The organism is Desulfobacter sp., assembly GCF_050177295.1.
On sequence record NZ_JBFXHE010000031.1, the window covers coordinates 1 to 21552 of the forward strand.

Annotated in this window: 24 protein-coding genes, 1 pseudogene and 1 riboswitch; of the genes and pseudogenes, 19 read left to right on the forward strand and 6 right to left on the reverse strand. The window is 52.0% G+C overall.

Going from position 1 to position 21552, the window contains the following annotated elements; genetic code table 11:
- Nucleotides 1-236 (forward strand): 4'-phosphopantetheinyl transferase superfamily protein (locus tag AB7U36_RS04235; RefSeq protein WP_428158565.1); only part of this gene is annotated, 236 nt, incomplete at its 5' end.
- Here AB7U36_RS04235 and AB7U36_RS04240 read toward each other — a convergent pair.
- The 4 genes from AB7U36_RS04240 to AB7U36_RS04255 form a co-directional block, all read right to left on the reverse strand.
- On the reverse strand, nucleotides 217-1134 hold the full coding sequence (locus tag AB7U36_RS04240) for a sulfite exporter TauE/SafE family protein (protein WP_428158566.1): 918 nt from the start codon (nucleotides 1132-1134) through the stop codon (nucleotides 217-219). The genes AB7U36_RS04235 and AB7U36_RS04240 overlap by 20 nt on opposite strands.
- The gene (locus tag AB7U36_RS04245) at nucleotides 1134-1922 is read right to left on the reverse strand and encodes an MASE3 domain-containing protein (protein ID WP_428158567.1); all 789 of its coding nucleotides are present in this window, start codon (nucleotides 1920-1922) and stop codon (nucleotides 1134-1136) included. Before AB7U36_RS04245 ends, AB7U36_RS04240 begins: the two co-directional genes overlap by 1 nt.
- 165 nt (nucleotides 1923-2087) lie before the next feature.
- A complete protein-coding gene (locus AB7U36_RS04250) occupies nucleotides 2088-2705 on the reverse strand; it encodes a TetR/AcrR family transcriptional regulator (RefSeq protein ID WP_428158568.1) in 618 nt (205 codons plus the stop codon).
- A 235-nt stretch (nucleotides 2706-2940) separates the two neighbouring features.
- Nucleotides 2941-3441: an SLC13 family permease gene (locus tag AB7U36_RS04255; RefSeq protein WP_428158569.1), complete on the reverse strand. Its 501-nt coding sequence runs from the start codon at nucleotides 3439-3441 to the stop codon at nucleotides 2941-2943.
- Nucleotides 3442-3643: 202 nt separating this feature from the next.
- Nucleotides 3644-3832: riboswitch (cobalamin riboswitch) on the forward strand.
- 262 nt (nucleotides 3833-4094) lie between these two features.
- Here AB7U36_RS04255 and AB7U36_RS04260 point away from each other — a divergent pair.
- From AB7U36_RS04260 to AB7U36_RS04290, 7 genes are all read left to right on the forward strand, one after another.
- Nucleotides 4095-4967, forward strand: a complete 873-nt coding sequence (locus AB7U36_RS04260; RefSeq protein ID WP_428158570.1) for a sirohydrochlorin cobaltochelatase — start codon at nucleotides 4095-4097, stop codon at nucleotides 4965-4967.
- 24 nt (nucleotides 4968-4991) lie between these two features.
- Nucleotides 4992-6029 (forward strand): FecCD family ABC transporter permease, encoded by a 1038-nt coding sequence (locus AB7U36_RS04265; protein WP_428158571.1) that lies wholly within the window; start codon nucleotides 4992-4994, stop codon nucleotides 6027-6029.
- Nucleotides 6030-6034: 5 nt separating this feature from the next.
- Entirely contained in the window at nucleotides 6035-6805 is a 771-nt protein-coding gene (locus tag AB7U36_RS04270) for an ABC transporter ATP-binding protein (RefSeq protein ID WP_428158572.1), read from the forward strand.
- Nucleotides 6805-7728, forward strand: coding sequence for an ABC transporter substrate-binding protein (locus tag AB7U36_RS04275; RefSeq protein ID WP_428158573.1), 924 nt, complete (start codon nucleotides 6805-6807; stop codon nucleotides 7726-7728). The genes AB7U36_RS04270 and AB7U36_RS04275 overlap by 1 nt, the downstream gene beginning before the upstream one ends.
- Nucleotides 7725-9110 (forward strand): cobyrinate a,c-diamide synthase, encoded by a 1386-nt coding sequence (locus tag AB7U36_RS04280; RefSeq protein ID WP_428158574.1) that lies wholly within the window; start codon nucleotides 7725-7727, stop codon nucleotides 9108-9110. Before AB7U36_RS04275 ends, AB7U36_RS04280 begins: the two co-directional genes overlap by 4 nt.
- Nucleotides 9097-9714, forward strand: coding sequence for a precorrin-8X methylmutase (locus AB7U36_RS04285; RefSeq protein WP_428158575.1), 618 nt, complete (start codon nucleotides 9097-9099; stop codon nucleotides 9712-9714). The genes AB7U36_RS04280 and AB7U36_RS04285 overlap by 14 nt, the downstream gene beginning before the upstream one ends.
- Before the next feature lie 98 nt (nucleotides 9715-9812).
- The gene (locus AB7U36_RS04290) at nucleotides 9813-10346 is read left to right on the forward strand and encodes a Slp family lipoprotein (RefSeq protein ID WP_428158576.1); all 534 of its coding nucleotides are present in this window, start codon (nucleotides 9813-9815) and stop codon (nucleotides 10344-10346) included.
- Here the strand turns inward: AB7U36_RS04290 and AB7U36_RS04295 are convergent.
- Nucleotides 10331-10753 carry a response regulator gene (locus AB7U36_RS04295; protein WP_428158577.1) on the reverse strand — a complete coding sequence of 141 codons (423 nt, stop codon included), beginning with the start codon at nucleotides 10751-10753 and terminating at the stop codon, nucleotides 10331-10333. The genes AB7U36_RS04290 and AB7U36_RS04295 overlap by 16 nt on opposite strands.
- 130 nt (nucleotides 10754-10883) lie before the next feature.
- Between AB7U36_RS04295 and AB7U36_RS04300 the strand changes: the two are divergent.
- The 4 genes and pseudogenes from AB7U36_RS04300 to cbiD form a co-directional block, all read left to right on the forward strand.
- Nucleotides 10884-10952, forward strand: a pseudogene (locus tag AB7U36_RS04300) (DUF1499 domain-containing protein); the annotation flags it as partial.
- Nucleotides 10953-11173: 221 nt separating this feature from the next.
- Nucleotides 11174-11914 (forward strand): precorrin-2 C(20)-methyltransferase, encoded by a 741-nt coding sequence (gene cobI / locus AB7U36_RS04305; RefSeq protein WP_428158578.1) that lies wholly within the window; start codon nucleotides 11174-11176, stop codon nucleotides 11912-11914.
- Nucleotides 11895-12953 carry a nucleoside recognition protein gene (locus AB7U36_RS04310; protein WP_428158579.1) on the forward strand — a complete coding sequence of 353 codons (1059 nt, stop codon included), beginning with the start codon at nucleotides 11895-11897 and terminating at the stop codon, nucleotides 12951-12953. The genes cobI and AB7U36_RS04310 overlap by 20 nt, the downstream gene beginning before the upstream one ends.
- Nucleotides 12943-14079, forward strand: coding sequence for a cobalt-precorrin-5B (C(1))-methyltransferase CbiD (gene cbiD, locus AB7U36_RS04315; protein WP_428158580.1), 1137 nt, complete (start codon nucleotides 12943-12945; stop codon nucleotides 14077-14079). The genes AB7U36_RS04310 and cbiD overlap by 11 nt, the downstream gene beginning before the upstream one ends.
- 148 nt (nucleotides 14080-14227) lie before the next feature.
- On the opposite strand, the gene AB7U36_RS04320 is transcribed toward cbiD, so the two are convergent.
- Nucleotides 14228-14443, reverse strand: coding sequence for a hypothetical protein (locus tag AB7U36_RS04320; protein ID WP_428158581.1), 216 nt, complete (start codon nucleotides 14441-14443; stop codon nucleotides 14228-14230).
- Nucleotides 14444-14588: 145 nt separating this feature from the next.
- Between AB7U36_RS04320 and AB7U36_RS04325 the strand changes: the two genes are divergently transcribed.
- The 7 genes from AB7U36_RS04325 to AB7U36_RS04355 all read left to right on the forward strand — a co-directional run.
- Entirely contained in the window at nucleotides 14589-15707 is a 1119-nt protein-coding gene (locus tag AB7U36_RS04325) for an SPFH domain-containing protein (RefSeq protein WP_428158582.1), read from the forward strand.
- Nucleotides 15704-16741 carry an SPFH domain-containing protein gene (locus AB7U36_RS04330; protein WP_428158583.1) on the forward strand — a complete coding sequence of 346 codons (1038 nt, stop codon included), beginning with the start codon at nucleotides 15704-15706 and terminating at the stop codon, nucleotides 16739-16741. The genes AB7U36_RS04325 and AB7U36_RS04330 overlap by 4 nt, the downstream gene beginning before the upstream one ends.
- On the forward strand, nucleotides 16738-17970 hold the full coding sequence (gene cbiE, locus AB7U36_RS04335; RefSeq protein WP_428158584.1) for a precorrin-6y C5,15-methyltransferase (decarboxylating) subunit CbiE: 1233 nt from the start codon (nucleotides 16738-16740) through the stop codon (nucleotides 17968-17970). Before AB7U36_RS04330 ends, cbiE begins: the two co-directional genes overlap by 4 nt.
- Before the next feature lie 5 nt (nucleotides 17971-17975).
- The gene (gene cobM, locus AB7U36_RS04340; protein ID WP_428158585.1) at nucleotides 17976-18743 is read left to right on the forward strand and encodes a precorrin-4 C(11)-methyltransferase; all 768 of its coding nucleotides are present in this window, start codon (nucleotides 17976-17978) and stop codon (nucleotides 18741-18743) included.
- Nucleotides 18744-18769: 26 nt separating this feature from the next.
- Complete coding sequence (locus AB7U36_RS04345) at nucleotides 18770-19795, forward strand: cobalt-precorrin 5A hydrolase (RefSeq protein WP_428158586.1); 1026 nt, start codon at nucleotides 18770-18772, stop codon at nucleotides 19793-19795.
- Nucleotides 19796-19824: 29 nt separating this feature from the next.
- Nucleotides 19825-20604 carry a precorrin-3B C(17)-methyltransferase gene (gene cobJ / locus AB7U36_RS04350; RefSeq protein WP_428158587.1) on the forward strand — a complete coding sequence of 260 codons (780 nt, stop codon included), beginning with the start codon at nucleotides 19825-19827 and terminating at the stop codon, nucleotides 20602-20604.
- Nucleotides 20601-21552 (forward strand): cobyric acid synthase (locus AB7U36_RS04355; protein ID WP_428158588.1); only part of this gene is annotated, 952 nt, incomplete at its 3' end. The genes cobJ and AB7U36_RS04355, both read left to right, overlap by 4 nt.

Below are 21552 nucleotides of genomic sequence, written 5' to 3' on the forward strand. Positions count from 1 at the left end.
CATACGCCGGGGCAGACCTTGAAACCATCCTGAAAATATGGACCATCAAAGAAGCCTTGCTCAAATACCGGCAAACCGGTTTAAAAACCCCCGTAAAAAGAATCGAATGGCTGGATGAAACACTGTATGAAAATCACGTCCCCGTTGACGGTGTTCGCGTAAATTCATATCACCGGGACAACATCATTTTCTCGGTTGTTTCTCCAGATTTTTTTTCTACCAAATCAAGTGAATGATGGACATCGCCAGCAAAATAATGAAGGTATGTTTTTGATGCCGCTTCAGCCATGGAATACGGATTAAACGGGTACCGATTTGCCCCCCCATAATAACACCGCTGCAGGTTGCAAATAGCAAAGATGTCCCATGGGGCCAGGATGCGTTCCCAACCCAGACACTGATACAGACCAGTACCAGGTAAAATAAAATAGTTACAAACATGATGAATAAACTGGTGGCCACGGCCCGGGATGTCTCCATATTGAGCTTGAGCGTCATATGGGGGATGAGCCAATCCGTATTACCAATGCTCAAAAGGCCTGTAAAAAAAGAGGAGAGAATCACAACAGGATAGCTTTGTCTTAAATTGGGAATGGTATCTATGGGAATGGTATCTATGGGAATCTTTTTTTCTGTTTCCGAATCCTGGGTATTAAGGGATTGAATGGTTCTCATCAGCAGATAGCCCGCAATCAGTAAAAAGATGTAGAGCAGGAATCGTTCATAGGCCACAGGTGTAAAAAAGCCTGCTAAAAATCCCAGGGTCACGCCCAGTAAGGCCATGGGAATAAAGCTTTTAGTTTTTTCCATGTCAACCATCCCGTTAAAAAGGTAGGTCAATGAGCCTGTCCCTTTTCCGGCAATCTGGGTAAATATGGAGATGGCAACCGCGTCAGAAGGTCTGATATCTAAAAAAGTCAAGACCGGTATCCAGAGCACCCCCCCTCCCAAGCCCGCGAACATGACCATGGTTCCCACGGCAATGCCCAGCAAATGGACAATTATAAACTGGGAGAGGCTTAATGGAATACCTGTTCCCAGAAATAAATATATAAAAAAAAAATAAATTACGTCAGCCAGCACCCAAAAGGCCAAATACCGGGGGCAGTTATGCAGCCAGGACAAAATTCTCATTATTCACGATTCTTTTTGTTTTCACCCTCATCTATTCCCAGATATTTTCCATACTGCCGGGCAATAAAGACAAGCGTAGTTAAAAAAGCGGACAGCCGTACCAGATGCCAGACCCACCACATACCGTTCCAGGGGCTTGAAAATGGAAAAATCATCGCGGCAATTCCAAACAGATACGCCAGACAAGCGAAAAGCAGATCCCGCGGGTCTCCTTGTTGCCGGTACACCTGATAAAACTTGAATACTGAGGCAATAAACAAAAGGCTTGCCGTTATATTGATCAGGACTGCTGCCATGGTAAATCTACCGTCAAACAATGGCATAATTTGAGGCACATCGCCTGGAAACAGCAGGGCCCTCAATCCGATTGAAACCGACAGGATGATAAATCCAAAGTATATGAACCGCAGTTCATTAAGGCTTCCAAATCGTCGTCCTTTGCTGAACCAGACCGAAGCAAAAAAGAAACCGCCTGATAAACTGGCCCCGCTGTGAAGAAAAATAAAAGAGTCTCCAAGCTGGCTTATCGCATGGGCGGTATCAAGCACGCCCATGCTGGCAAATCCTGTCGCCAGCATGACTAAACTGGCATCCAGCTTTTCCCGGGACTGGATGAACAATATTATGGAAATTAGGCAGGAAGTCATACCGCCAAGCGTTTCTATTGTTGAATGCAACTGAATATGCTGCCACTGCCAGGCATATAGCCTGTCAAATAATCCTAACAGCGCGGCACTTAAAGACAGGGCCGTAATCAAGAGTATTTTTGCAGGTGTAATCGAAAACATCGGGTTAAGGTTCCTTTTATAAGAAACTAGAGACAAGATACAGGAAACAAGAGGGCGAAGCGCCTGGGGCGCCTATTTTAGCCCGCATTGTTGGTGTCTTTAGTTTCATTGTTCGTTGTGGGCTCACAGCCCATGTGGGTGATATGACCGAGCCTAAATCCCGCCTCAGGCGCTCAAAGAGCGGATCATCACGGCCATGGTTTTTTGGGCCTGGGCCAGGGCGGTTTCGGGGTCGTCTGCCCGGGCCGCCCAAAACGCCGCCTCATTGGCCGCGCCTGATATGATATGAGCCAGGGCATCAACAGGGAAAGGCCGAAGTACGCCATCGTCCATGAGCTGCCCCAAAAAGGCGCGATACTTACCCTGTACGTAATCCTCGTCAACCGCCCGCCATTCTTCCCAACCCAGCACAGCCGGTGCGTCGGTGAGTAAAATGCGTTGCAGGCCGGGGTCGAGACAGGCCGCTAAAAACGCGTCGTTTCCGGCGATGAGCATCTCCATAGGGTCTTGGGCCCGGTCCACTGCGGCCTTCACACGCTGCTCAATCTCAGCCTGCACCTGTTCCAGCACTGCGCGGAACACCCCCTTTTTTCCGTCAAAATGATGATACAGGGCTCCGCGGGTAACCCCTGCGGCTGCCACGATCTGCTCGGCCGATACCCCTGAGAATCCGTGTTCGGCAAACAAACGCCGTGCTTCGGCAAGGAGGCGGCCGGTGGTGTGGCGGCTACGTTCATCCTGCTTGTTCCCTGGGCCGTGATCAGGTTGTTTGACCTTTCGCATAAATTCCTCATTGACATACATACGGTATGTATGTAATATAGTTTTACACAGCATTGAAAGTAAAGAATAAACAAAATATTACCTAAATGCAATCTCAACAGAAGGCAATTCCTGCGGCTGGGTTGGCCGCGATGACTAATTGGGCGCAGCCCGTTTGGGGAGGTTATTTCATGAAAAAAAGTGTAAAGATGCCATTGATTGAGTTGGCAGGTACGCCAGCCGAAGTGGGACGAGGCTAAAGATGTCCCATCTGGCCGATGAGCATATTCTGGGGATTCCCGATCAGTGTGGACGCAGACCCGATATTGCTCGACACGGCCAGACCCAGCAAAAAGGGAACAGGATTCAATCCGGCTCGTTTGAGAGAATAGGCCAGGATCGGTGCCATGGCAAAACAGATGATATCATTGGCAAGAAGGGCGGACAGCAAGGCTGAAACAAACATGCTCACCAGAAGAAACAAACGGGGCCGGTCGGAAAACCCAAGGATTTTTTCAGCGGCAGCGGTGTAAAATCCGCCAAGACGCAGCTGGGCCGAAATAATCATCAGCCCGTACAAAAGGCAGAGGGTTGGAAAGTCAATGCAACGTACCGCCTCCTGGGGCGATACCCCGCCGAAGACAACCATGGCGATGGCCCCCAGAATGGCAATGCCCACCCTGTCCACGGCCAGGCCGGGGATTCGTCCCATGGCAATTCCCAGATAACTCACAAGAAAAATAACCAGTGCCGTCATAGTTCGTCTTCCACAATAGTCAGATATATGACAGCATATACACCTAATGGATAAGGAATTGGATGGTAAACTTTCGGATATTGGCCCAGTCTTTCTGAGGATTGAAGCGTATATTAGCGAAGATTGACATGAATCAAATTGAAATGCTTCATCAGCACTGCCATCCCCAAAGCCCACTTGACAGGGGCCTCTTATTGCGCGATCATAGGCCCTGTGTTGAGGCGCCCGTTTGGGCCTAACAGGGAATCCCGTTAAAATCGGGAGCGGTCCCGCCGCTGTAACCGGGGACAAGACCTGCACATTGCCACTGTGCGTTTTTAAGGCGCATGGGAAGGCACAGGGATTTGAATGATCCGGGAGCCAGAAGACCTGCCTGAACTGATTATGTGCGTTGTGCGGAGGGAACCGTCGATGCAGACTTAAATAATTACAAGGGCCAAGAAAACTGGGTGCAGCCCTTCAAGTCCTTTATGGCTTGAAGGGCTGTTTTGTTTTTTTGGGAGTCCTGTATGCGGGATCGCCTCCTCGGGTCGAATGGCGGCAGGAATGTCTAGGCAAATATGTCCCTGCCGGTTTTTTTAGTGCGCGGTGCAAGTTCCGGATGGCTTACAGCGCTTTATTATTAACATCCAGGGTAATCAGGAGAACATTGTATGAAAAAATTGATTTCCGCAGCAGTTGTTTTGGCCATGGTTTTGTGTGCAGCAAATGCATATGCCCACAAAGAAGCAAGAAAGATGAAAAAAGGCATTCTGCTGGTGGCATTTGGCACCAGCGAGGCCTCAGCAAAGGTCTCTTTTCAAAACATTGAGGCAAAAGTAAAAAAGGCGTTTCCCGGGGTTGATGTGGTCTGGGCCTATACCTCTCATATTATCCGGCATAAACTGGCCAACCAAGGTGAGATTATTCTTTCCCCGACCCAGGCACTGGCCAAAATGATGGACCAAGGCTACACCCATGTGGCAGTGCAGTCCCTTCACACTATCCCGGGAGAAGAGTACCATGAGCTGACCATGACCGTGAATGGTTTCAAGGCCATGCCCGGTGGTTTTGACAGGCTCATTTTAGGCTTTCCCATGCTGGGTGCCCAGGACACGGTTGCCAAAGCGGTTGACGCTGTCATTGCCACGCTGCCCAAGGCGCGTAAGGCAAATGAACCTGTTGTGCTCATGGGCCATGGCACCCACCATCCGGGGAATATTTACTACTCCGGGATGAACTGGCAGGTTCAGCAAAAAGACCCCAACATCATCATGGGCACTGTGGAAGGGTATCCTGAACTTGGGGATGTCATTGCCTGGCTTAAGGCTAAAAAGGCTAAAAAAGTATGGGTAATGCCCTTTATGTCAGTTGCCGGGGACCATGCCAAAAATGATATGGCAGGCGATGAAGAAGATTCCTGGAAATCCCAGCTCACCAAGGCTGGATTCTCCTGTCAGACCGTGCTTAAAGGTACTGCTGAATATGATGAATTTGCCGACATCTGGGTAAGTCAGCTGGCAAAGGCAATGGAACATCTTAAATAGAAGCTGAAAGGAAGTTTGTTAACCATGCCAGCTGCAACAGGCATAAAAAGCGCCCCCGCCCGGGTGGCAATTATTCTTGGCCTGCTGCTGGGCGGGGTCATTGTTTTGTCTGCGGCCATGGGCGTGGTTTGCCTGCCCTTTGCACAGGTGCTGGCCGTGATCTGGGAAAAGCTCTGGGGCCGGGGCCCTGCAGATGCGCTGGCGTCGGCCATTATCTGGGATGTGCGCCTTCCCAGAATTTTTACAGCCGCCATTGTGGGGGCCGGGCTCTCTGTTTCCGGGGTGGTGTTCCAGGGGATTTTGAAAAATCCCCTGGCTGATCCCTATACCCTTGGCATTTCAGCAGGTGCGGCCTTTGGGGCCTGTGTGGCCTTTTTTTTCAACTTGAGTTATTTTCCGGGTTTAAGTGTGGGGCTGTGCGCCTTTGCCGGTGCTGTTATGACTTTGGCCGTGGTGCTGTACCTGTCCGGCGGCACTGCCGGCGGGTATTCATCCGGCAACCTGATTCTTTCGGGTATTATCGTTGCCGCTATTCTTTCAGCCGGGATCAGTTTCTTAAAATATGCGGCGGATGAACGGGTCTCTGTGATCATTTTCTGGCTCATGGGCAGTTTTGCCGCCAAGACCTGGAAGGATGCAGGGCTTTCCCTTGCCTTTGTGAGCCTGGGCGCTGTGGTGTGCCTGTGTTTTGGCAGGGACTTGAATCTTATGGCCTTGGGCGACCGGGCTGCCGCCTCCCTGGGCGTAGATGTGAAAAAATCCCGTCTGATTCTTTTGGCCGCAGCCTCACTCATGGCGGCAGTGTGTGTGTCCGTGTCCGGCATCATCGGATTTGTAGGGCTTTTAGTGCCCCATATGATGCGCCCGATTGTGGGGGCGGACAACCAGTGGCTGATGCCGGTTTCCCTTCTGGCAGGGGCGGTGCTGCTGCTGTGTGCAGATACCTTTACCCGGGCCGTACTGCCTTCGGAACTGCCTATCGGGGTACTCACCGCATTGATCGGGGGGCCGTTTTTCTGTTATGTGTTTAAACGGCAGTTCTCCGGAAAACAAAAGTTTTAAGGCCCATGGGATATATATTAAAGGATATCTGTTTTTCCTATGAAAACCATCCCATTTTTTCAGGGATCAGCCTGGAAATAAAGACCGGGGTCTTCCATGGTGTACTCGGGCCCAACGGCAGTGGGAAAACCACCCTGCTTGACCTGATCACAGGACACCTGAAACCGAAAACCGGCAATATCCTGCTGAACGGCAGGCACCTGGATGATTTCAACGCCTGGGAGCTTGCAAAAAAATGTGCTCTGGTGCCCCAGGATTTTTCGGTGAACTTTCCCTTTACCGTGGACCAGGTGGTAATGATGGGCCGGTATCCCCATCTGGGCCGGTTCAGTGGGCCTGGTGCAAAGGACCGGGAACTGGTGGACCAGGCCATGTCTGCCACGGGGATCAGCGATTTTTCCCTTCGCCAGGTTACGGAGCTGTCCGGCGGGGAACGCCAGCGCGTGGTCTTTGCCAGGGCACTGGCCCAGGACGCGCCCTGCCTGATCCTGGACGAGGCCTTTTCCAACCTGGACATCCGCCATACCCTGGCGCTCATGACCCTGGTTGCGGACAGGGTGAAAAACAACGGTCTGACCGTGATCAGTGTTATGCAGGATCTTAATCTGGCTGCCCGGTTCTGCCGGTCCCTGCTGTTTTTAAAAAATGGGCGGATCGCTGCCCATGGGCCGGTGGATGAAATTTTAACTGAATCGGTAATTTATAAGGTCTTTCAAGTGTCATCCAAAGTGTATTACGATGAAACGATCAAATGCAGACAGGTGGTATTCTTATAATGAAAACGTTAAAATACATATCAGCAGTTATTTTTGTGGCTTTTGGGGTCTTGACCGTGCCAGTGCAAAGCCATGCCGGCAATGTTGTTACGGATGCTGGGGGACGCAGCATCCAGGTTAATGCGCCCTTTACCAGGATTATCAGCCTGTACGGTGCCCATACCCGAAATTTGAAAACCCTGGGGCTTGATGATGAAATCATCGGGGTTTGTCCCATGGACGAATGGGCGGGAAAACCGGGATATTCCTACCATGACGGACTGGAAAAATTCATGGCTGCCCAGCCGGACCTGGTTTTGATCCGGCCCATGATCGACCGGGCCTATACCGCCCTGGTAAAGGGTATGGAAAAATCAGGTATTATTGTTGTTTCCCTTCAGCCCGGCAGTGTGGACCAGATGTTTGACTACTGGCTGGATCTGGGCATTCTCACCGGCAAAGTTGATCAGGCGCGGCAGATGGTCTTCTCATTCAAGGATGAAATTGCAAAGATTACGGCTGTGACCCGGGCGATTCCGGATAAAAAACAGGTCTATTTTGAGGCCATACATTCCCGGATGAAAACCTTTACACCCGGTTCCATGGCTATTTTTGCCCTGGAAACAGCAGGCGGTGTAAACCTTGCCCAAGACGCGCCCGCCGTGAGAGGCACCAATATCGCCTTTTACGGCAAAGAGCGGATTTTATCCCATGCCCATGAGATTGATGCATACCTTGCCCAGAAAGGCGTCATGAACCAGCCCACACTAGAGATGATCAAAGACGAGCCCGGCTTTGACGTGATCCGGGCGGTAAAGGAAAATCAGATTTTCATTGTGGATGAAACGATCGTATCCCGGCCCACCATGGATCTGCTCAAAGGCATTCACACCATTGCCGATATTCTTTATCCCGGAGCCCTTGAAAAAAGCGGTGTCAAATGAAGGGGATCGTGGTTGCCGGCGTTCACTCCGGGTGCGGCAAGACCACCATTACCCTGGGGCTGATGGCTGCATTCAAGCGCCGGGGACTGCAGGTTGCACCCTTTAAAACAGGCCCTGATTTCATTGATCCGGGGCACCACACCTTCATCACAGATGTTGCCGGCAGGAACCTGGACGGATGGATGCTGAAAAAACAGACCAACCTGGAGATTTTTAAGCAAAACAGCGGACAGTCCGACATTGCCGTGGTGGAAGGGGTGATGGGCCTGTTTGACGGGTATGACGGCAGAACCGAAGCCGGTTCCACGGCCCAGATGGCCAAATGGCTGGATCTGCCCGTGCTGCTGGTGGTGGATGCCCGCAGCATGGCCCGAAGCGCCGGGGCCCTGGTCCAGGGGTTTGAAAATTTTGACCCGGACCTTAAATTCGCAGGGGTTCTGTTCAACCAGGTGGGCAGTCCCGTCCACCTGGACTATCTGACCCAGGCCCTGGCGGGCAATGTGAGGATGCCCTGTCTTGGCGGAGTGGGCCGGAATCCGGACATTGAAATTCCATCCAGGCATTTGGGCCTTGTCACCAGTGACGACCATGGGCTTGGCGATCAGATGCAGGATGCCCTTGCCGATCTGGTGGAAAGCTGCATGGATCTTGATGCCCTGCTGGATTCACTGCCCCGGGTCTGCACAGATACGCCGGCGCCCCCGGAAAAAAAACCGGCGTTTGTGCGCATCGCCCTGGCCCGGGATGCGGCCTTCTGTTTTTATTATCCTGAAAATATTGAACTGCTGGAACAGGCCGGGGCCCAGATTATTTATTTTTCGCCGCTTTCGGACCCGGATCTTCCGGACAACATAGACGGCCTGTATCTTGGCGGCGGATATCCGGAACTGCATGCCTCAACCCTTGCGGAAAATACCGGATTCAGGCAGGCTGTTTCCCTGGCATGCAAAAACGGTATGCCCATTTATGCGGAGTGCGGCGGGTTCATGACCCTTTGCCGCACCCTGGAAGACCTGGACGGGCAATACCACGACATGGTGGGGTGTTTCGGGTTTACCTGCCGCATGTCCAAAACGCTGCGGGCCCTTGGATACCGGGAAATCAGGTTGAACCGGGACACGATTCTCGGACCGGCAGGTGTCACAGCCCGGGGACATGAGTTCCATTACTCCAGCCTGGATGACCATGGGGAAAAAAGTGTGTATAATGCCTGCGACCGGACCGGCGGCACCCGGGCCGTGCCGGGGTTTGAGGTGAACCGGACCCTTGGCAGCTACCTGCACCTGCATTTTAAAAGCAACCCGGACCTGCCGCAACATTTTGTGCAGGCGTGTTTTCAATATCAGAACCAAAGGAAACTTTTCGTAAATGAAGCCCCATGAAATCGAAGCAAAAAGCTTTGCCATCATTGACGCGGAGGCTGGCCCCCACAATTTTGCCCCGGATGAGTGGAAAATTGTGCAGCGCATGATCCATACCACAGCGGATTTTGAATACATGGAGATGGTCAGGATCTCCAGGGACGCAGTGGAAGCCGGAATCAGGGCCATCCGGAACGGGTGCACCGTGATCACGGACACCAACATGGCCAAAGCCGGTATCCGCAAAGAACCTCTGGCAGCCTTTGGCAGCAGGTGTGAATGCCTCATGGCTGATCCCCGGGTGGCGTCCCAGGCAAAGGAATGGGGTGTGACCCGGGCCCGGGTGGCTGTGGAAATGGCCGCGCCCATGATGGCAAACGGCATCTATGTGGTGGGTAACGCCCCCACGGCCCTGCTTCATCTGCTGAGCATGATAAAAGAAAACGCGGCTGATCCGGCCCTTGTTGTGGGGCTTCCCGTGGGGTTCGTCAATGCGGCGGAATCCAAGGCCGCCCTGATAAAAACCAGCATACCTTATATCTCAAATGTGGGCCGCAAAGGCGGCTCCAATGTGGCGGCAAGTGTAATTAATGCGTTGGCACTCATTGCCGGTGAAAGAAAATAAGATAATTCAAGGCAAACTTCTTGAGATTGCACTTTTATTTTTTTAAAAAATGCAATATCTTTTCCCATATTGTCATATCTCATTCAAAGGAGTGAACCATGCCGACCCAATGGCTAAAAACAGGCCTCATTGCTTTAGCTCTCATCTCCCTTGCCGGATGTGCCGGTGTTATTTCAAAGCCGGTGGCCCAACAGGCCACCCCCGAGGCAGAGCTTAGCGCCGTTCTTAAGACCCCGGATGCCTTTTTAGGAAAGATGATACTCTGGTCCGGCCGGATCATCAGCACCAAGCCCCTTGAGGAGGGCACCCTCATTGAGGTGCTGCAGATCTCATCAGACCGGAACCGGCGCCCCCCGCAATCTGATAAAACAGAGGGGCGCTTCCTGGCCCTTAATCCCGGGTTCCTGGATCCGCTGGTCTATAAAGCAGACAGGGAGATCACTCTGGCCGGACGAATCCGAGAGATGCGCACCCAGCCCCTAGGGGAAATTCAGTACGTCTATCCCCTGGTGGATGTGGTAGAGCTGCATATGTGGCCCCAGCGGCCCGGAGAGCTGCACCTCAGAGACGATGACCGGCCGTCCCACTGGCCCTATTACCACTGGGGCTGTCCTGGTTACTGGTGTTGGTAATATTTAACAGTTAATTTGTTGATTTTATTTTGCAAATCGCGAATAGCATAAGGCTTTCCTAAAAAATCATCCATACCGACGTCAAAAAATTTGCGCTTTGCCGTAGGGTTTCCGGTTATTGCCATGATGGGGAAATACTTCACTTTTTCCCGGATCAGCCTTGTGGCTTCAAATCCGTTCATCACCGGCATATCGATATCCATCAGGCACAGATCATAATCTCCGTTGCATGCCATAGCTTTTTCCACGGCTTCCCTGCCGTTTGAAACTAGATCAAAGTTGTATCCCCAATGCCCCATCAAAGTATCTGCCATAGCCTGAAGCATGGCATCGTCTTCTGCAATCAAAATTTTCATATGGGTATCTCCTGCAACTATATTATTACCAACAAGTACATAGTCCTCCAAACACAGATTCCCGTTCAAGCACTACTTAACTGAGGGGTGCATTAACAATAATTAAAAATAGTGTAAACCCAGTATTAAATAAAAATTTTGCCAACAGCAAAATACAAAAATTTCATTCTGAAAGAAACCGGTATCCCGTACAGGAGATTCAGACCTTGGGGTGAACCGTAAACGGGTTGAAAAGACCGGTCGCATCTGAAATTGCCAAAACAAGCTTGAAAAATATAGACTTTTAAGACCGTTCGTGTTGATATGCTCCCACGAGCAGGCATGACATCACAGATGAGCAGTGGAAAGCCGTTACTACATACTTGGGAAATAAAGTTACTCATAAAGATTAGGCTGTCTTTAAAGGCGGCTCCAATGTGGCGGCAAGTGTGCTGAATGCATTGGCACGCATTGCCGGTGAAAGGAAATAAAATGACCCAGGGCATTTTGTACGGCATTGGTGTGGGCCCCGGAGACCCGGATTTCATCACCTTGAAAGCTGTTAAAATTTTGAGCCAGGTGGACATGGTGTTTGCCGCATCCGCTGCAAAAAACTCCCACAGTCAGGCGGTTGAGATTGCCAAGCCCCACTTAAAGGCGGGTGTTCCCATTCAAATACTGCCTTTTCCCATGACCCGGGACAAGTTGGTCATGGAAGCGGCGTGGCAGGATAATGCCGGAACCGTGATCAAGGTGCTGGAGCAGGGCAAAAATACCGCCTTTATCACCCTTGGGGACTGCATGACCTACTCCACCTACGGATATGTGATTAAACAGATCCAAAAACTTGCCCCGCACATTGAAATCTGTTCCATTCCGGGCATCACCTCTTACCAGGCTGCAGCGGCCCGTATCAACACGCCTCTGGTGGAAGGAGAACAGTCCCTGGTCCTTTTGTCCGGTGTCACGGGCGGGGATAAGTTCCGGGAACTGAGCAACCGTGCGGACAATGTGGTTTTTCTCAAGGCGTATAAAAATGCCGCAGACATTGCAAAGGCCCTGGATGAGGCAGGCCTGGCCGATAAAAGTGTGGGCATTGTCAAATGCGGGCTTGAAGGCGAGCAGATTATCAGTAATATGAATGTATTTCAGGAGAAAAAACCCGATTACTGGACCCTGATCATATCCAAGAAAAGCGGGCATTGTGTCGAAAATGAAAAAAAAACAGAATAACGGCCTGGCGCTGATAGCCGGACTTGTGATCACAGGAATCGTGCTTGGCGCAGGCCTTGCCTGGGTGGAGGGTGTCACCGTGGCAAAATTGCCCGGACGTCTGTTTTGGCCGCTTTCCCGGATGCTGGCCTTTGTCTGCATCGGTCTTGTGGTGGCCCAGGCCATTGATGATACGGGCTGGACCCGTACACTGGGTGCTCTGGCTGCGCCGGTCTTCAGGTTCGCCAACTTAGGAACCCGGTGTTCTGCCGCATTTACCGCTGCCTTTTTTTCAGGGGTGTCTGCCAATGCCATGCTCCTGGATTTTTACAAGGAAAAGCAGATCACCCGGCGCCAACTTTTTTTGACCAACTTTATCAATCAGTTCCCGGCCTATTTTCTGCACTTGCCCACGACTTTTTTTATTGTGCTGCCTTTAACGCGTACAGCAGGGTTGCTCTATTTCCTTTTGACCTTTCTGGCCAACTGTGTCCGTACGTTTTTGTTCGTCCTGTTCGGACACTTTTTTGTGGGGGCCCAAAGCCCAGGGACGAAGGTAATTGACGATGTACAGGCCGGGGAAGCCCAGGGCATTTCAAAAAAGAAAACGCCTTTGATGCAGTCTTTAAAGGAAAAGCTGCCGGCCCGGTTTACCCGGGTGGTGGCCTTTGTGATTCCGGTTTACACCGGGGTCTACGTACTCACTGCGGCAGGCGCCTTTGATGCCATTGAAACCTTTATGACCCGGTTTGCCGTGCAGAATTTTGTCCCGGCCCAGTCCCTGAGTGTGGTGGTATTAAGCTTTGCCTCGGAATTCACCGCAGGGTTTGCCGCAGCAGGGGCCTTGATGGATGCCGGCACCATCACCGTGAAACAGACCGTAATTGCACTGCTTTTAGGCAATATCATCGCGTTTCCCATCCGGGCCATCCGGCACCAGCTGCCCCGGTACATGGGAATTTTTTCACCGGGCATGGGACTTTCCATGTTGCTTATGGGCCAGGGGTTCCGGGTGGCAAGTATTGTTTTTGTGGGATTTGTGTACTGGATTGCCGGATAGAGAGAAAAAAAAATTACGTATAGGATTTACCACGGGCACGGCAGCCGCGGCTGCAGTAAAAGCGGCCCTGGTGTACCTGTTCACAAAGCAGGTTCCAGGATCGGTAACCGTCAATCTGCTCAACGGCCAGGTTCTTGAAATTTTCGTTGACTCGGTATGCTGGAGCAATGATCTGGTCCGGGCCGTGGTGGTCAAGGATGCAGGGGATGACCCGGATATCACCCACCGGGCCAGGATCGGTGCCGGAGTGAGCCTGACCGATGAACCCGGTACTGTGCAGATCATTGGCGGCAAAGGCGTGGGCATGGTCACCAAACCCGGCCTTGAGATACCGCCGGGAGAACCTGCCATAAATCCCGGACCCCGGAAGATGATCCGGGAATCCGCCTTGCAGGTGCTCAACCAGTATCACAGCAATGCCGGGGTGAGCGCGCAAATTTTTGTGGAGAACGGCGAAGCACTGGCCGAAAAAACACTGAACCGCCGGCTGGGTATAGTAGGCGGCTTGTCCATTCTGGGCACCACAGGGCTTGTAAAACCCTTATCCCACGAGGCCTACACCGCCACCATCCGGTCGGCCATGGCCGTGGCCCGGGCGTGTGGATGCGACCATGTGCTTTTGACCACAGGAAGGCGAACCGAGCGGTTTTCCCAAGCGGTTTTCACCGACCTGTACAATTTGCACCCGGAGGCTTTTATACAGATCGGGGATTTCTTCGGCATGGCCATGGAAAGCCTTGCTGAAAATAAAATCCCCAATGCCACCCTGGCCGTGTTTTTCGGCAAAGCACTGAAAATGGCTCAGGGGTTTGCCCATACCCATGCATCCCAATCGGATCTTACCATGGACTGGCTGGCGGATGTGGTGAAAGAAGAAACAGGCAATAAAACCTTGATCCGGGAGATTTTAAACGCCAACACGGCCCGGCATGCCTTTGGAATGATATGGCCGGGTTACCCGGATGTGCTGGAAAAAGTAGGCGCTACCATGATTCGATCCGCCGAAAAATTTTGCCCGGCACCGTGCCGGTTCAGGGCCGTTATTTATGATTTCCAAGGAGCCATTGTCTTTGATTCCCACAGGAAGATTGTTAGCAAAGTTTGGAAAAAAACTAATAACTCCTGAACTGATTTTAATTTTATTTTGATGGTGGCTGAATTGCCGCAAATAGGGTGAGGATGGTACCGACCTATGAGATGGTCAAAGGGGGATGAAATCGTTTCCGGCAGTTCCGGGGCGGATGTGGTATTTTTCAAGGCCCAAAATGGAGGAGTTATTTTTTTCCGAGTTCCTTATCAAGATACGTCTTTACATCAAGCCCCTTCCAGGTCTCCTTGCCCTTGCCTTTTAACTCAAGGATGCTGCGAACGCGGCCAGTGCTTGTTTTTTGACGAATGATGACCGCCATTTGTTCCAACAAACGAAGCTGATCGGATAGATTGAGCATTTTTATCTCAGATACGACACGATTATAGTTTGCTTCTGCCATGAACCATCTCCCATTTATTTTAAGCATGCCCATTTTTTATGTTGAAAATTGATTTTGATTATATACGTTCTCATTTGAAAGGAAATCAGGGTATGAAGGCAGAATAAAAACAGTTATTGAACATGAACATGATGAAGGAGGTATCATGGAGACCCCGGACAATCTGGAAGACAATGCCCCAAAGGTAATCCATTCAACCACAGACTTTGTAAAAAAAGCAAAGCTGCCAAAATTCAAATTCAAAGTACCGCTCTTCATTAAGATTCTCACGGTGCTGGTGGTGCTTGCCGCTCTGGCATATGGTTCGTTTCTGGAATATATCCGGCCCTATGAATACGGCATAAAGGTCAATAGAATCGGCTGGCACCGGGGTGTGCAAAAAAAGGTTTATGAAACAGGGCTTTACCTGGTGCTTCCCTTTGGTGTTCAAGAAATGTACAAACTGCCGAGGGCATTGCAGGTTCTGGAGTTGACCACCTCTGCCCAAACAGCCGCCTATGATACCAGAATAGAAAAGGCTGCCCATATTCAGACCTCTGACGGATTTTTTGTGGATGTGGATGTCTCCATCATTTATCGCATCAGCGACCCTTATAAGGTATTTACCGACATTGGCCCCGGCCGGCTGTTTGAAGACAACGGTATTATTCCGAAAACAGAGCCTGCCCTTAAAAATAATCTGGGAAAGCTGACCACCGAAGAATTTTTCAACAGCCCCATGAGAGTTGAAAAGGCCCTGGCGGCAAAACAGGAGTTAAATGAAGAGCTCAAAGACAAGGGTATTGAGGTGGAGTATGTCCTGGTCCGGTATTTTCAGTACAGCGATGAAATTCAGAAAAATATTGAAGAAAAGAAGCTCAAGGACCAGCTTGTTTTTAAAAATCAGGCTGAGGCAAGGGCAGCCATTGAAGGCGCCAAGCTGACCAAAATTGAACAGGAAGGCAAGGTGCGCGTCTCTGTTGAGCTTGCAAAGGGGAAAGCCTATGTCACCAGAAAACAGGCTGAAAAAGATTTGTACTACAGAAAAAAAATGGCAGAAGCGGATCTTCTTGTCAAACTTGCGGACGCAGAACAAACCCGGTTGAAAAATGAAGCACTCCAGGGAAAGGGGGCTGAGCGTATGGTGGGGCTGAAAATGGCCGAGGTGTATAAAGGCATTGATGTCGTCATTCTTCCCAGTGATGGGCCCTCCGGGGTCAATCCCCTTGATCTGAACAAAGCCCTGGAACTTTTTGATGTCCGCAGCAAAGGAGGTGCCAAATGAAAAACCAGATGAAAAAATGGATTCTTTTGCCGGCTGTTATGGTCATGGTTATGCTGGCGGGTTGCGTTCCCCATACAACAGACAGCACAGAAGTGGGTGTCAGAACCATAAAGTTTTCTTTTTTTGGAAAAAAGGGGGTGGAAGAAAAATATTATGCGCCTGGTTCCACCTATTTTTTTATGCCCTTTATCAATGACTGGAATACCTTTGATACCAAACTTCAAAACCTTGAAATGACCTATGACGCCAATAAAGGGGACAGAAGAACCCGGGATGATCTGCTGTTTAAAACCATAGACGGCAACGACATCAGTCTTGATGTGATTATCGTATATAAAATTGATCCCGCAAAAGCCCCCTATATCCTTCAGAATGTGGCAAAGGACGACATGGATCTTCGGCAGAAAATCGTGCGCACCATTGTCCGGAGCAAACCCCGGGATCTTTTCGGGGAACTGACCACAGAACAATTTTACGTTGCCGCAAGCAGGGGCGCCCAGGCCCGTAAAACAAAAGAATACCTGCAAACGATGTTCAAACCCATGGGCATCACCATTGAAAAGGTGCTGACCAAGGACTACCGGTTTAATCCCAAATACCAGAAAGCCATTGAGGATAAAAAGGTGGCTGACCAGCTGGTTGAAAAGAACAAGTCTGCCCAGCATGCGGCCCAGGAAGAGTACAACCGGAAACTCGAAGAGGCCAGGGGCGACGTCAACAGGATGATCGCCGATGTGGACGGAGAGTTCCTGAAAGCCAAAATTGAGGCAGATGTTTATTATGAAAAACAGCAGCTCCTTGCCCAGGCCATTAAGGCCGAAGGAGAAGCCGCAGCCAAGGGCATTCAGGAGATGAACAACGCCATGGCCAGTGCCGGGGGAGAAGCATTGGTCAAACTGAAAATCGCCGAAGCCCTCCAGGGCAAAAAATTGATTCTTTTACCGGTATCCGAAGGCGGAATGAATTTAAAAACAACCAATATGAATGAACTTATCGAAACAATGGGGGTTAAGGGGCTTGGGAAACAGCCATGAATGAACCGGTTCATGTGATCGGCATGGGCCTTGGCCCGTCTGATCTTACGGCATTCCACCTCGCGCTTATTGACAGGGCCGCTGTCCTGGTGGGGGGGAAACGGCATCTGTCATATTTTAGGGATGCAAAGGCGTTAAAAAAAGAGATCTCAAGCCCTGTGTCCGGGGTGCTGGATTTCATTGAGCAGCATATGGCTGACGGGCCTGTGGTGGTGCTGGCCTCGGGTGATCCGCTTTTTTTCGGCATCGGCAAAACCCTGATCGACCGTATGGACCCGGATCAGGTCATTATCCATCCCAATGTCACCAGCATGGCTGCCGCCTTTGCCCGGCTTAAATTGCCCTGGCAGGATGCGGCCTGGGTGAGCCTGCACGGCCGGGACAATATGCCGGCCCTGGCAAAGGCCATGGATGACAAGGACCTGGTGTGTGTGCTCACGGATCCTGAAAACGATCCCTGGGCCGTTAAAAAACAGGTGGATATTCATGATTATGCCTGGCAGATGTGGGTATTGCAGAACCTGGGCGCCCCGGAAGAAAAAATTTTTTCCATGGATGAACAGATAGACGAACACACAAACGCCCCCCCGATCTTTGCCCAGCCCAATGTGGTGGTGCTCAAAAAAGGAGACTTGCCAGCCCCGCCCGGTCCCTTGCGTTTGGGAACCCCGGATAACCGGTTTGTCCATGAAAAGGGTCTGATTACCAAGTCCCCGGTCCGCGTGCTGTCTTTGGCAGCCCTGGCGCTGGCACCGGACAATACCTTGTGGGATCTGGGGGCAGGTTCAGGATCTGTGGGGATTGAAGCCACTTTGTTTTTGCCGGACGGATTTGTGTATGCCGTGGAAAAAAATCAGACCCGGGCCGCACAGATTAAAGCCAATGTTGAGCGGTACAAGGTTAAAAATCTGTCTGTCATTCAGGCTGAACTTCCCCATGGGTTGGCGAATTTGCCAACGCCTGACCGGGTCTTTATCGGCGGCTCCGGCAAAAATATGGACCAGGTGCTGGATGTGGTGGCAGAGGTTTTGATCCCTTTGGGCAGAATCGTTGTCAACACCGTACTGATAGAGACCCTGCACCTGGCGGTATCGGTGCTGGAAAAAAAAGGCTTTGACGTGAGCCTGACCCAGGCCCAGATCAGCCAGTCCCGGAACATGCCCTGGGGACGGCGTATGGAAGCGTTGAATCCCGTGTGGATCATCGCAGCAGAAAAAGGAAAGGTATGATGAACATGACGAAAAAATTCCCGGTTATATTTACCGGTGCAGGTCCAGGGGCACCGGACCTGATTACGGTCAGGGGCATGAAAGCCCTGGAAGACGCCGATTATATCCTCTACGCAGGGTCTCTGGTACCCGGGGCCGTGCTGACCTGGGCCGGTGACGCTGTAAAAAAAGAGTCCAGCGCCGGCATGCACCTGGACGAGATGGTGGATGCCATGGCCCATGCCTGGGACAAGGGGCTTAAAGTCGTGCGGCTGCACACCGGCGATCCATCCCTTTACGGGGCCATTGCCGAACAGATGATGCTGCTGGACCGGCGGGGGATCCCCTGCGAGGTGATCCCGGGCGTTACCGCGGCCTTTGCCGCGGCTGCCGCGCTCAAGGTTGAATACACTGTACCGGAACACGCCCAGACCCTGATCTTCACCCGGATTTCAGGCCGGACCCCGGTGCCGGAAAAAGAATCCCTGGAAAGCCTGGCCGCCCATAAAGCGTCCATGGCGATTTATTTAAGCGCCGGTATGGCCGAACAGGTGGAAAAAATCCTGGCCGCAACCTATGGGCCGGAGGCACCGGTGGCCGTGGCCTATCGGGTGAGCCATCCCGAAGAGCGCATCATTGTTACAATTGTGGACCGTCTGGCCGAAACCATGGCGGAAAACGGAATCAACCGCCTGGCGCTCATCATTGTGGGGCCCTTTCTGGAGACGGAAAAGAATGTCAAATCACTGTTGTACGACCGGGCCTTTGCCCACGGATACCGGGACAAGGCGTGATCAACTGGGCTGAAAAAAAGCTTGGGATGTGGGTGCTGACACCCCATGGAATGGCCCTGGCAAACCGGGTGAAACAATCCCTGCCCCATGCACACCTGTTTGCATCACAAAAACTTGCGCCAGGTGAGTCCCATGCCCGGTTCTCCGCTTTGGCCAAGGCCCTGGCGCTGGTCTGGGACCATTATGATGCCCATTACTTTATTATGGCCACGGGTATTGTGGTGCGGACCATCGCCCCCCTGATCCGGGATAAGACCCGGGACCCTGCCGTGGTGTGCGGGGATGAGGCCGGTCGTTTTGTGATCAGCCTGATCTCAGGCCATATCGGCGGTGCCAATGAACTGGCTGTCACGCTTTCGGCTATACTGGGAGCACGGCCCGTGATCACCACGGCCACGGATGTCAACCAGGTGCCGGCCATTGATGTGATTGCCAGGGACCAGGGGCTTTATATTGAAAATAAAAGGGCCATTAAACATGTGAGCATGGCCTTTATCAGAGGGGAACCCCTGCCAATTCATGACCCGTTTGGTCTGGTGTCACCGCACCTGCGGCCCACTGAAAAATCAAGGCTCATGGCAGATCCTTCCTTATTTTCGCCTGAAAAATCCGGAATATGGGTGGATTACACGGTCCGCGACCTTCCGGAAAAAGTGCTGGTGCTGCGGCCCAAAATGCTGGTGGCCGGTATGGGCTGCCGAAGGGACGTAACCCGGCAGGAACTTGAAGACCATTTGCGAAAGGTCTTTCATGCCCAGGGGTTCAGCGTGAACAGCCTGTGTAAAATCGTGTCCGTGGATCTTAAAGCGGATGAACCCGGGCTTCTGGAACTTGCCCACACCTTAAACCTGCCCATTGAATTTTATACAAGAGACCAACTGGACCAGGTGAAGCGCGTGCCCAATCCCTCTTCCCTGGTGAACAAACATATAGGAATACAAAGCGTATGCGAAGCAGCAGCCATACTGGCAACGGGCCAAACGCGTCTGTTAACACCGAAAATTGCAGGCCGGACAGTAACCCTTGCCATCGCGGCAATACCCTTTACATAGTCGGCACAGGACCCGGAAAGGCAGACCACATGTCCGGCCGGGCGCGCCAGGTGCTGGGGGCCTGCGATATTGTGGTGGGGTACAAGACCTATCTCGAACTGATCCAGGAGGTGATCAAGAACAAGAAGACCCTTGCCACAGGCATGACCAGGGAGGTGGACCGGGTTCAGGCCGCCATTGATGCGGCCCTTGACGGCCATTGTTGCGCCCTGGTTTCCGGCGGTGATGCAGGCATCTACGCCATGGCAGGCCTGGTTTTGGAAATGCTGGCATTAAAGAAAATTGCCTGCAATACCGGCGAAAAAGGCAGCCTGTGTGTTGAAGTGGTGCCGGGCATCCCGGCGCTTGCTGCAGGTGCCGCGCTTTTGGGCGCGCCGCTGACCCACGATTTTGCAGCTGTCAGCCTAAGCGATCTGCTCACCCCCTGGCAGATAATTGAAAAACGCCTGGATGCGGCAGCCTCTGCCGATTTTGTGATCACTATTTACAACCCCAAAAGCAAAAAACGCGACTGGCAGCTGGGCCGGGCCATGGAGATCATGCTTAAGCACCGGGCCGGTACCACCCCTGTGGGTATTGTCACCGGCGCCATGCGGGACAACCAGAAGGTGGCTTTGTGTGCCCTGGAAAATCTGGACAAGGCCGACGTGGGTATGCAGAGCATCGTGATTGTGGGAAACAGTTCCACCTTTATTTACAATGATCTGATGATCACCCCCCGGGGGTACAGCAGGAAGTATGAGATGGGCAAGGGACAAGGGATAAGAAACTGGAAACAAGATAAGTATGGCAATGATGCGCAAACATGAGTGCTGATATAAAAAAGGCAAAATGTATTGCCGCCCTGGGCACAGGTTCTGATGTGGGCAAAAGCGTGGTTGCCACAGCCCTTTGCCGGATTTTTTCAGACCGCGGGCATAAAGTGGCCCCTTACAAGGCCCAGAATATGTCCAATAATTCCGGGGTGACCCCGGAAGGACTTGAAATGGGCCGGGCCCAGATTGTCCAGGCCGAGGCAGCCCGCATCGCCCCCCATGTGGACATGAACCCGGTGCTGCTCAAGCCCGTGACCCAGATCGGATCCCAGGTGGTGCTGCTGGGAAAGGTATATAAAGATCTGTCCGCGGCGCAATATCACTGGGAAAAGACAAAACTCTGGGATACGGCCTGCAACGCCCTGGACCGTCTGCGCGCCGCCAATGATGTGGTGGTTCTGGAAGGGGCCGGCTCCTGCGCTGAAGTCAATCTCATGGCACGGGATATTGTAAATTTAAAAATGGCGGCCTATGCCAGGGCACCGGTGATTCTCATCGCAGACATTGACCGGGGCGGGGTATTCGCCCAGATTGTGGGAACCCTGGCCTGTCTGGAAAAAGCCGGGCAGAACCAGATCGCGGGTTTTGTCATCAACCGGTTCAGGGGAGATATTGCGTTGTTCAAAGAGGGTGTGGAGTGGATCGAGAACAAAACCGGAAAACCTGTGTTTGGCGTGTTGCCCTGGGTCAGCCACCATATTCCCAACGAAGATTCCGTGGTGATTGAGCACGCCGTGGCCGGAACCGATCCGGCTAAAACCCCCACGGTGCTGGTGGTGCGCACCCCCCATATCTCCAATTTCACCGATTTTGATGCCCTGTTCCAGGTGGAGGGTCTGGGCGTGGATTTTGTTAAGCACCCAGTTGAGCATCCAAGGGACCTGTCCGCTTACAAAGCCGTAATCCTGCCCGGCTCCAAGAGCACCCGCAGTGACCTGAACT

Coding starts and splice junctions, on each gene's coding strand:
- AB7U36_RS04240 (WP_428158566.1), bottom strand. CDS start 1,134: ATGAGAATTTTGTCCTGGCTGCATAACTGCCCCCGGTATTTGGCCTTT.
- AB7U36_RS04245 (WP_428158567.1), bottom strand. CDS start 1,922: ATGTTTTCGATTACACCTGCAAAAATACTCTTGATTACGGCCCTGTCT.
- AB7U36_RS04250 (WP_428158568.1), bottom strand. CDS start 2,705: ATGCGAAAGGTCAAACAACCTGATCACGGCCCAGGGAACAAGCAGGAT.
- AB7U36_RS04255 (WP_428158569.1), bottom strand. CDS start 3,441: ATGACGGCACTGGTTATTTTTCTTGTGAGTTATCTGGGAATTGCCATG.
- AB7U36_RS04260 (WP_428158570.1), top strand. CDS start 4,095: ATGAAAAAATTGATTTCCGCAGCAGTTGTTTTGGCCATGGTTTTGTGT.
- AB7U36_RS04265 (WP_428158571.1), top strand. CDS start 4,992: ATGCCAGCTGCAACAGGCATAAAAAGCGCCCCCGCCCGGGTGGCAATT.
- AB7U36_RS04270 (WP_428158572.1), top strand. CDS start 6,035: ATGGGATATATATTAAAGGATATCTGTTTTTCCTATGAAAACCATCCC.
- AB7U36_RS04275 (WP_428158573.1), top strand. CDS start 6,805: ATGAAAACGTTAAAATACATATCAGCAGTTATTTTTGTGGCTTTTGGG.
- AB7U36_RS04280 (WP_428158574.1), top strand. CDS start 7,725: ATGAAGGGGATCGTGGTTGCCGGCGTTCACTCCGGGTGCGGCAAGACC.
- AB7U36_RS04285 (WP_428158575.1), top strand. CDS start 9,097: ATGAAGCCCCATGAAATCGAAGCAAAAAGCTTTGCCATCATTGACGCG.
- AB7U36_RS04290 (WP_428158576.1), top strand. CDS start 9,813: ATGCCGACCCAATGGCTAAAAACAGGCCTCATTGCTTTAGCTCTCATC.
- cobI (WP_428158578.1), top strand. CDS start 11,174: ATGACCCAGGGCATTTTGTACGGCATTGGTGTGGGCCCCGGAGACCCG.
- AB7U36_RS04310 (WP_428158579.1), top strand. CDS start 11,895: ATGAAAAAAAAACAGAATAACGGCCTGGCGCTGATAGCCGGACTTGTG.
- AB7U36_RS04320 (WP_428158581.1), bottom strand. CDS start 14,443: ATGGCAGAAGCAAACTATAATCGTGTCGTATCTGAGATAAAAATGCTC.
- AB7U36_RS04325 (WP_428158582.1), top strand. CDS start 14,589: ATGGAGACCCCGGACAATCTGGAAGACAATGCCCCAAAGGTAATCCAT.
- AB7U36_RS04330 (WP_428158583.1), top strand. CDS start 15,704: ATGAAAAACCAGATGAAAAAATGGATTCTTTTGCCGGCTGTTATGGTC.
- cbiE (WP_428158584.1), top strand. CDS start 16,738: ATGAATGAACCGGTTCATGTGATCGGCATGGGCCTTGGCCCGTCTGAT.
- cobM (WP_428158585.1), top strand. CDS start 17,976: ATGACGAAAAAATTCCCGGTTATATTTACCGGTGCAGGTCCAGGGGCA.
- AB7U36_RS04345 (WP_428158586.1), top strand. CDS start 18,770: ATGTGGGTGCTGACACCCCATGGAATGGCCCTGGCAAACCGGGTGAAA.
- cobJ (WP_428158587.1), top strand. CDS start 19,825: ATGTCCGGCCGGGCGCGCCAGGTGCTGGGGGCCTGCGATATTGTGGTG.